Raw genomic sequence first — 6,609 nt, 5'->3', positions numbered from 1 at the left:
CCAGCAGGTTCACGGCGGCGAGCCCCGGCGGTCCCAGCCCGCCCACGTCGCAGACGACCACTCCGCCGGTCCCGCCGCCGTCGAGGAGTGCCCGCAGCGCGTCGCCCGGCCCGCTCATCGCGCCGTCCGGGGTGACGGGGCCGCGCAGTACGAGTACCGGGGGTGTCATGGCGTCCACGTCCGGTTGGACCGGGCACGGGCGCGTAACTCATCGCGGGCCCCGCGGATTCACGGCCCGGCCCCGTGAGGCGGATCCGCGACACGAACGCGCGACGCGGACCCGTGAGACGGCGCGGGGCGTGCGGACGCCCGTCCGGGGGCGGGCGGAGTCCGGCGCCCGGGGTGACGCGGAGATCACCTTGACCTGGGCACGCCACTCCCCCGAGGGTTGCCTGTATGCACCACAGATCGCCCCCGCCCGCGCCCTCCGGTGCCCTCCACCCCGACGCGGAGCCGCCGTGCAGGGGGTGCTGAGCGGGTTCGCGGTGATCGCGGTCGTCATCGGCGTCGGCTACGTGACCGGCCGCCGGGGATATCTCGGCGGGCAGGCCCGCGACGTGCTGACGAAACTGGCGTTCCGCATCGCCTCACCGGCCCTGCTGTTCACCCTCCTCGCCGAGGCCGACCTGTCGCTGGTCTTCTCCGGCCGGCTGCTGGTCACGGCGCTGAGCACGGCCGCGGTGGCCGGCGTCTTCGTGGCGGTGGGCGCCGTGCGCCGCTGGGGCGTGGGCCGCACCACCATCGGCGCCCTGTGCTCCAGTTACGTCAACTCCGGCAACCTCGGCATCCCGATCGCGGTGTACGTCCTGGGCGACGCCTCACTGGTGGCGCCGGTGCTGCTGTTCCAGCTCGTGATGGTCGCCCCGGTCGCCCTGACGATCCTGGACCTGGCGACCGCCGGCGGGAAGCAGCCCCTGGGGCGGCGGCTGCTCACCCCCCTGCGCAATCCGGTCGCACTGGGCTCGCTGGCGGGAGTGGCGGTCGCGGCGAGCGGCGTCGAGATCCCCGGCCCGATCATGGACCCGTTGACCCTCATCGGCAACATGGCCGTCCCCGCCGTCCTGCTCGCCTTCGGCATCTCGCTGCGCGGCAGTGCCCCGCCCCTGCGGGGCGGCGAGCGCGGACCGGTGCTGCTGGCCGTGGCGCTGAAGTCGGTGGGGCAGCCGGTGGTCGCCTGGGCTCTGGCGGTGGGGGTGTTCGGGCTGCGCGGCGCGCAGGTGCTGGACGTGGTGGTGACCTCGGCCCTGCCGGCCGCGCAGAACCTCTTCACGTACGCGAGCAGCTACCGCGTCGGCGAGACCCTGGCGCGGGAGGCGGTCCTGGTGTCGACCCTGCTGTCGGTCCCGGTGCTCGTGGTGGTGGCGGTGCTGGGGTGACTCAGGCGTCGGGGAACTCAGCGGTGTCGATGACGAGACCGAAGGGCTCCGGCAGTTCGATCGGCTCGCCGAACTTGACGGTGCTCAGGGGACGGTAGACATCGCCGTTCGGTTCGCCGAAGAGCGTCACGGTCGGACCGTCGGGAGCCCAGCGGTCGACGAGAAGGTACAGCGGGATGCCCGCGGTGGCGTAGGCGGCGGGCTTGCTGACGCGGTCGTGGCGCGCGTTGGTCTTCGACGTCACCTCGACGACGAGTTCGGCGAGGGCGGCGGGGATGTGGCTGTCCGACTCCGAGTGCTCCTGTACAGGAGTCACCAGGAGATCCGGGATGAGCATGCCCAGGCGGGACGGTACGGCGATGGCCAGTGTCTGGTAGACCCCCCAGTCCTCGGGAATCACCGAGTACAGGCGACGCTGAATCCGCTCCGCGATGACGTTGTGACGAAGTGCGGGAGCGGGTGACACGGTGATGATCCCCTCGATGATCTCCACCTTGCTGCCCTCGGGCCATTCCATCTCCTCCCAGAACCGGACGAGGTCGTCCCAGCTCTGCTCGGGGTCCTGGCTCACGGTGAGTGCGCTCATGGCGGTTTCTCCTATCGGTGCGTCACCGATCCCAGCATGCCGAACGGGGCCGGTGGTGGTCCACCGACCCCGTTCATCCGAATGAGGCATGTCCCGCGGGCGCGGGTCAGGCGATGCGTTCCCGCACCACCGGCGCCGCCGTGAAGGGGGTGCCGGGGGCCGCGACGTCGTAGGAGCCCTCGACCGCCCGGAGGGCGTAGTCGAAGCGGTCCGGGGTGTCCGTGTGCAGGGTCAGCAGGGGCTGGCCCTCGGTGACCGTGTCGCCGGGCTTGGCGTGCAGTTCGACGCCCGCGCCCGCCTGCACCGGGTCCTCCTTGCGGGCCCGGCCCGCGCCGAGGCGCCAGGCGGCGACGCCGATGTCGTAGGCGTCCAGGCGGGTCAGGACGCCGGAGGCGGACGCCGTGACCACGTGCTGTTCCCGCGCTGTGGGCAGGGGGGCGTCCGGGTCGCCGCCCTGGGCCGCGATCATGCGGCGCCAGACGTCCATCGCGGAGCCGTCGGCCAGGGCCTTCGCCGGGTCGGCGTCCTTCAGGCCGGCGGCGTCGAGCATCTCGCGGGCCAGGGCGAGGGTGAGTTCGACGACGTCCGCCGGGCCGCCGCCCGCCAGGACCTCCACCGACTCGCGCACCTCGAGCGCGTTGCCGGCCGTCAGGCCGAGCGGGGTCGACATGTCGGTGAGCAGGGCGACCGTCCTCACGCCGTGGTCGGTGCCGAGGCCGACCATGGTGGAGGCCAGTTCGCGGGCGTCCTCGATCGTCTTCATGAAGGCGCCGCTGCCCGCCTTCACGTCCAGGACGAGCGAACCGGTGCCCTCGGCGATCTTCTTCGACATGATCGAGGAGGCGATCAGCGGGATCGCCTCGACGGTGCCGGTCACGTCGCGCAGGGCGTAGAGCTTCTTGTCGGCGGGGGCGAGGCCGTCGCCGGCCGCGCAGATGACGGCGCCGACGCCGTCCAGGACGGAGAGCATCTCCTCGTTGGACAGCAGTGCGCGCCAGCCGGGGATCGCCTCCAGCTTGTCGAGGGTGCCGCCGGTGTGGCCCAGGCCCCGGCCGGACAGCTGCGGGACGGCCGCGCCGCAGGCCGCGACCAGCGGGGCGAGCGGCAGGGTGATCTTGTCGCCGACGCCGCCCGTGGAGTGCTTGTCGGCGGTGGGGCGCGACAGCGAGGAGAAGTCCATGCGCTCGCCGGAGGCGATCATGGCGGCGGTCCAGCGGGCGATCTCGCCCCGGTTCATGCCGTTGAGGAGGATCGCCATCGCGAGGGCCGACATCTGCTCGTCGGCGACCTCCCCGCGGGTGTAGGCGTCGATGACCCAGTCGATCTGCTCGTCGCTGAGTTCGCCGCGGTCCCGCTTGGTGCGGATGACGGAGATGACGTCCATGGCCATGGGTGGCCTTCCTTCCGGAGTGCGAAGGGCGCGGCCCCTCGGAACGCGGCCCCTCCGGTCGGGAGTGAGCCGCGCGGAGGGGCCGCGGTGGGGCTGCGCGTGACGGGGTGGTGCGGTGTTACGGGGTGAGGTGCTCCGGGCCGAAGGCCTGGGGCAGCATCGCCGACAGCGGCAGGACGCCCGCCGGGGTCTCGAGGAGCAGTCCGGGCCCGCCGAACTCGTACAGCAGCTGGCGGCAGCGGCCGCACGGGACGAGGACCGCGCCGGTGCCGTCCACACAGGTGAAGTGCGTGAGCCGGCCGCCCCCGGTGCGCTGCAGCTCCGAGACCAGCCCGCACTCGGCGCACAGGCCGAGGCCGTAGCTGGCGTTCTCGACGTTGCAGCCGGAGACGGTGCGCCCGTCGTCGACCAGGGCGGCGACGCCGACCGGGTACCCCGAGTAGGGGGCGTACGCGTGGGACATGGCCTCCCGTGCCACCGCGCGCAGCGCCTCCCAGTCGATGTCCGCCGCGGCGGCCGGGGCGGGCGTCATCCGCCCTGTCCCTTCCGGTACGGGAGTCCGTCCGCCTTCGGCATGCGCAGCCGCTGCGCGGACAGGGCCAGGACCACCAGGGTGATGACGTACGGCGTGGCGGCGACGACCTGGTTGGGGACCTCGTTGGTGCCGGCGTACCAGGCGAAGACGAGCGCGCCGACGAGCAGGGTGACGACCGCGTGCACGTACTTCTTGCGGACCGCCAGCCAGATCGCGCCGACGAGCAGCAGCAGCGCGCCGAGCAGCAGCAGGGCGTGCACGTTGGTGGAGCCGCCGCGCAGGTTGAGGCTGTCGGTGTAGCCGAAGAGCCCGGCGCCGATGGCGAGGCCGCCCGGCATCCAGTTGCCGAAGATCATCGCGGCGAGGCCGATGTAACCGCGCCCGCTGACCTGGCCCTCCAGGTAGAAGGGGTTGGCGACGATGGAGAGGAAGGCGCCGCCGAGGCCGGCCAGGCCGCCGGAGATGATCACGGCGAGGTACTTGTACTTGTAGACGTTGACGCCGAGGGACTCGGCGGCGACGGGGTTCTCGCCGCAGGAGCGCAGGCGCAGGCCGAACGCGGTGCGCCAGAGGATCCACCAGGTGGCGGGGATGAGCGCGACGGCGATGAGGGTCAGCCAGGAGACGTTGGTGACCAGGCCGCCGAGCAGGCCCGCGATGTCGGAGACGAAGAACCAGCCCTTGGCGTTGAGGTCCCGCAGGGCGTCGGACAGTCCCGGCACGGTGAAGTGGCCGAGCGGTTCGATCGCCGGGGACTGCTTGGCGGAGCCGCCCTGGTGGCCTTCGAAGGCGAGCGGGGCGAGGTAGCGGGTGGCGCCGAGGGCGAGGATGTTGATGGCCACACCGGAGACGATGTGGTTGACGCGGAAGGTGACGGTGACGACGGCGTGCAGCAGGCCGCCGAGGCAGCCGCCGATGATGCCGACCAGGACGCCGGTCCACGGACCCCACTGGAATCCGGCCCAGGCGCCGAACCAGGTGCCGAGGATCAGCATGCCCTCGAGGCCGATGTTGACGACGCCCGCGCGCTCGGCCCACAGGCCGCCGAGTCCGGCGAGGCCGATGGGGACGGCGAGCTGGAGGGCGGTGGACATCTGGCTGACGTTGGTGATGCCGTCCGCGCCGGTGATGATGCGGACGATCGAGACCAGGGCCAGGGCGCCGGCGACGACCAGCAGCAGCACGGGCCACGACATGCGGCGGCCGGTGGGCGCCGCGGGCTGCAGCGAGGGCTGGTTGACGTCGGTCGCTGTGGTCGGGGCGGTCATCGGCCGGCCACCTCCTTCGGGGAGTTGTTGTCGGCGCCGAGGACGTGGCCCGCGGCGAGTTCCGCGCCGACCCGGCGCTGCTGGCGGCGCAGGCCCCACTCGCGGACGGCCTCGTAGGAGACGACGACCGAGAGGACGATCAGGCCCTGCATGATGACCGCGATCTCCTTGTCGTAGCCGTAGAAGTCCAGCTCGGGGGAGGCCTTGTCGAGCCAGGCCCACAGCAGGGCGGCGAAGGCGATGCCGACGGGGCTGTTGCGGCCGAGCAGGGCGATGCCGATGCCGAGGAAGCCGATGCCGGTGGGGAAGTTCAGGTTGTAGGTGTGGGAGTCGCCGAGCAGGATCGGCAGGCCCGCGAGACCGGCGAGACCGCCGGAGATCAGCATGGCGGTGAGCACCATGCGCTTGGGGTCGACCCCGCTGGCCGCGGCGGCGGTCGTGGAGGCGCCGGAGGCGCGCAGGTCGAAGCCGAAGCGGGTGCGGTTGAGGACGATCCAGTAGCCGATGCCGAGCAGCGCGGCGAGGACGACCAGACCGTAGATCTCGCCGGCCTCACCCATGTCGATGCCGGGGACCCAGCCGGACTCGTGCATCTCGCCGGTGGTGCTGTTGTTGCCGATCTTGACGCCGAAGACGTCCGGCTTCCACATGTAGACGATGAGGGACGTGGCGATCGCGTTGAGCATGATCGTGGCGACGACCTCGCTGACCCCGCGGGTGACCTTGAGGACTCCGGCGATGCCGGCCCAGAAGGCTCCGGTGAACACGGCGGTGAGGAGCAGCAGCGGGATCTGCAGCACGGCCGGCAGGTTCATGTGGGCGCCGACGACGGCGGCCATGATGGCGCCGAGCTGGTACTGGCCGTCGACCCCGATGTTGAAGAGGTTCATCCGGAAGCCGATGGCGACCGCGAGGGCGGCGATGTAGTACATCGAGGCCTGGTTGACGATCAGGACCTGGACGTCGGAGAACGTCGCCTGCTCGAACATCAGGGCGAACGGCTCGACGGGGTTCTTCCCCGAGGCGAGCAGCACGATCGCGCTGAGCGCGAAGGCCACGGCGAGCGCGATGACCGGTCCGGCCACCGCGAGGAGCGCGCGCTCCTTGTCGAACTTCTTCATCAGCGGGCCTCGTCTTCCGGAGACTCGGGGGCGTCGGCCGCGGAGCCGGGGGCGCCGGCCCCGGTCTTCCCGGCGCCGGCCGGGGTCTCGGGGGTCTCTTCGTGTTCGAGGTGTCCGGCGGCGGCGCCGGTCATGGCGCTGCCGAGCTCCTCCGGGGTGATGGTGGCGGGGTCGGCGTCCGCGACGAGCCTGCCGTCGTAGATCACCCGGAGGGTGTCGGACAGGCCGATCAGCTCGTCCAGGTCGGCGGAGATCAGCAGGACGGCGAGGCCTTCGCGGCGCGCCTCGCGGATGTGGTCCCAGATCGCGGCCTGCGCGCCGACGTCCACGCCG

Annotated in this window: 6 protein-coding genes and 1 pseudogene; 1 reads left to right on the top strand and 6 read right to left on the bottom strand. The window is 72.1% G+C overall.

Annotation, left to right across the window (positions count from 1 at the left end):
* Positions 1-458: 458 nt before the first annotated feature.
* Positions 459-1,376 (top strand): AEC family transporter, encoded by a 918-nt coding sequence (locus AOK18_RS18100; protein ID WP_055695055.1) that lies wholly within the window; start codon positions 459-461, stop codon positions 1,374-1,376.
* A 1-nt stretch (position 1,377) separates the two neighbouring features.
* Here AOK18_RS18100 and AOK18_RS18095 read toward each other — a convergent pair whose 3' ends face one another.
* The 6 genes and pseudogenes from AOK18_RS18095 to AOK18_RS18070 form a co-directional block, all read right to left on the bottom strand.
* Positions 1,378-1,962 (bottom strand): Uma2 family endonuclease, encoded by a 585-nt coding sequence (locus tag AOK18_RS18095; RefSeq protein ID WP_055695054.1) that lies wholly within the window; start codon positions 1,960-1,962, stop codon positions 1,378-1,380.
* Between the two features lie 106 nt (positions 1,963-2,068).
* Positions 2,069-3,346 carry a thymidine phosphorylase gene (locus AOK18_RS18090; RefSeq protein ID WP_175400308.1) on the bottom strand — a complete coding sequence of 426 codons (1,278 nt, stop codon included), beginning with the start codon at positions 3,344-3,346 and terminating at the stop codon, positions 2,069-2,071.
* 124 nt (positions 3,347-3,470) lie between these two features.
* Complete coding sequence (locus AOK18_RS18085; RefSeq protein WP_055572975.1) at positions 3,471-3,884, bottom strand: cytidine deaminase; 414 nt, start codon at positions 3,882-3,884, stop codon at positions 3,471-3,473.
* On the bottom strand, positions 3,881-5,155 hold the full coding sequence (locus AOK18_RS18080; protein WP_055572976.1) for an ABC transporter permease: 1,275 nt from the start codon (positions 5,153-5,155) through the stop codon (positions 3,881-3,883). The genes AOK18_RS18085 and AOK18_RS18080 overlap by 4 nt, the downstream gene beginning before the upstream one ends.
* Entirely contained in the window at positions 5,152-6,276 is a 1,125-nt protein-coding gene (locus AOK18_RS18075) for an ABC transporter permease (protein ID WP_055572977.1), read from the bottom strand. The genes AOK18_RS18080 and AOK18_RS18075 overlap by 4 nt, the downstream gene beginning before the upstream one ends.
* Positions 6,276-6,609 (bottom strand): annotated as a pseudogene (locus AOK18_RS18070) (heme ABC transporter ATP-binding protein); the annotation flags it as partial. The gene AOK18_RS18075 and the pseudogene AOK18_RS18070, both read right to left, overlap by 1 nt.

It is taken from the genome of Streptomyces prasinopilosus (genome assembly GCF_001419695.1).
GTDB classification, from domain to species: Bacteria; Actinomycetota; Actinomycetes; order Streptomycetales; family Streptomycetaceae; genus Streptomyces; species Streptomyces prasinopilosus.
Note: the sequence above shows the minus strand (reverse complement) of the source record. Positions and strands in the feature narration are given on the sequence as shown.

What these genes read in the sequence shown, in the direction of transcription:
- AOK18_RS18090 (WP_175400308.1), bottom strand. Translation starts at nt 3,346, where the DNA reads ATGGACGTCATCTCCGTCATCCGCACCAAGCGGGACCGCGGCGAACTC.
- AOK18_RS18080 (WP_055572976.1), bottom strand. Translation starts at nt 5,155, where the DNA reads ATGACCGCCCCGACCACAGCGACCGACGTCAACCAGCCCTCGCTGCAG.
- AOK18_RS18085 (WP_055572975.1), bottom strand. Translation starts at nt 3,884, where the DNA reads ATGACGCCCGCCCCGGCCGCCGCGGCGGACATCGACTGGGAGGCGCTG.
- AOK18_RS18075 (WP_055572977.1), bottom strand. Translation starts at nt 6,276, where the DNA reads ATGAAGAAGTTCGACAAGGAGCGCGCGCTCCTCGCGGTGGCCGGACCG.
- AOK18_RS18095 (WP_055695054.1), bottom strand. Translation starts at nt 1,962, where the DNA reads ATGAGCGCACTCACCGTGAGCCAGGACCCCGAGCAGAGCTGGGACGAC.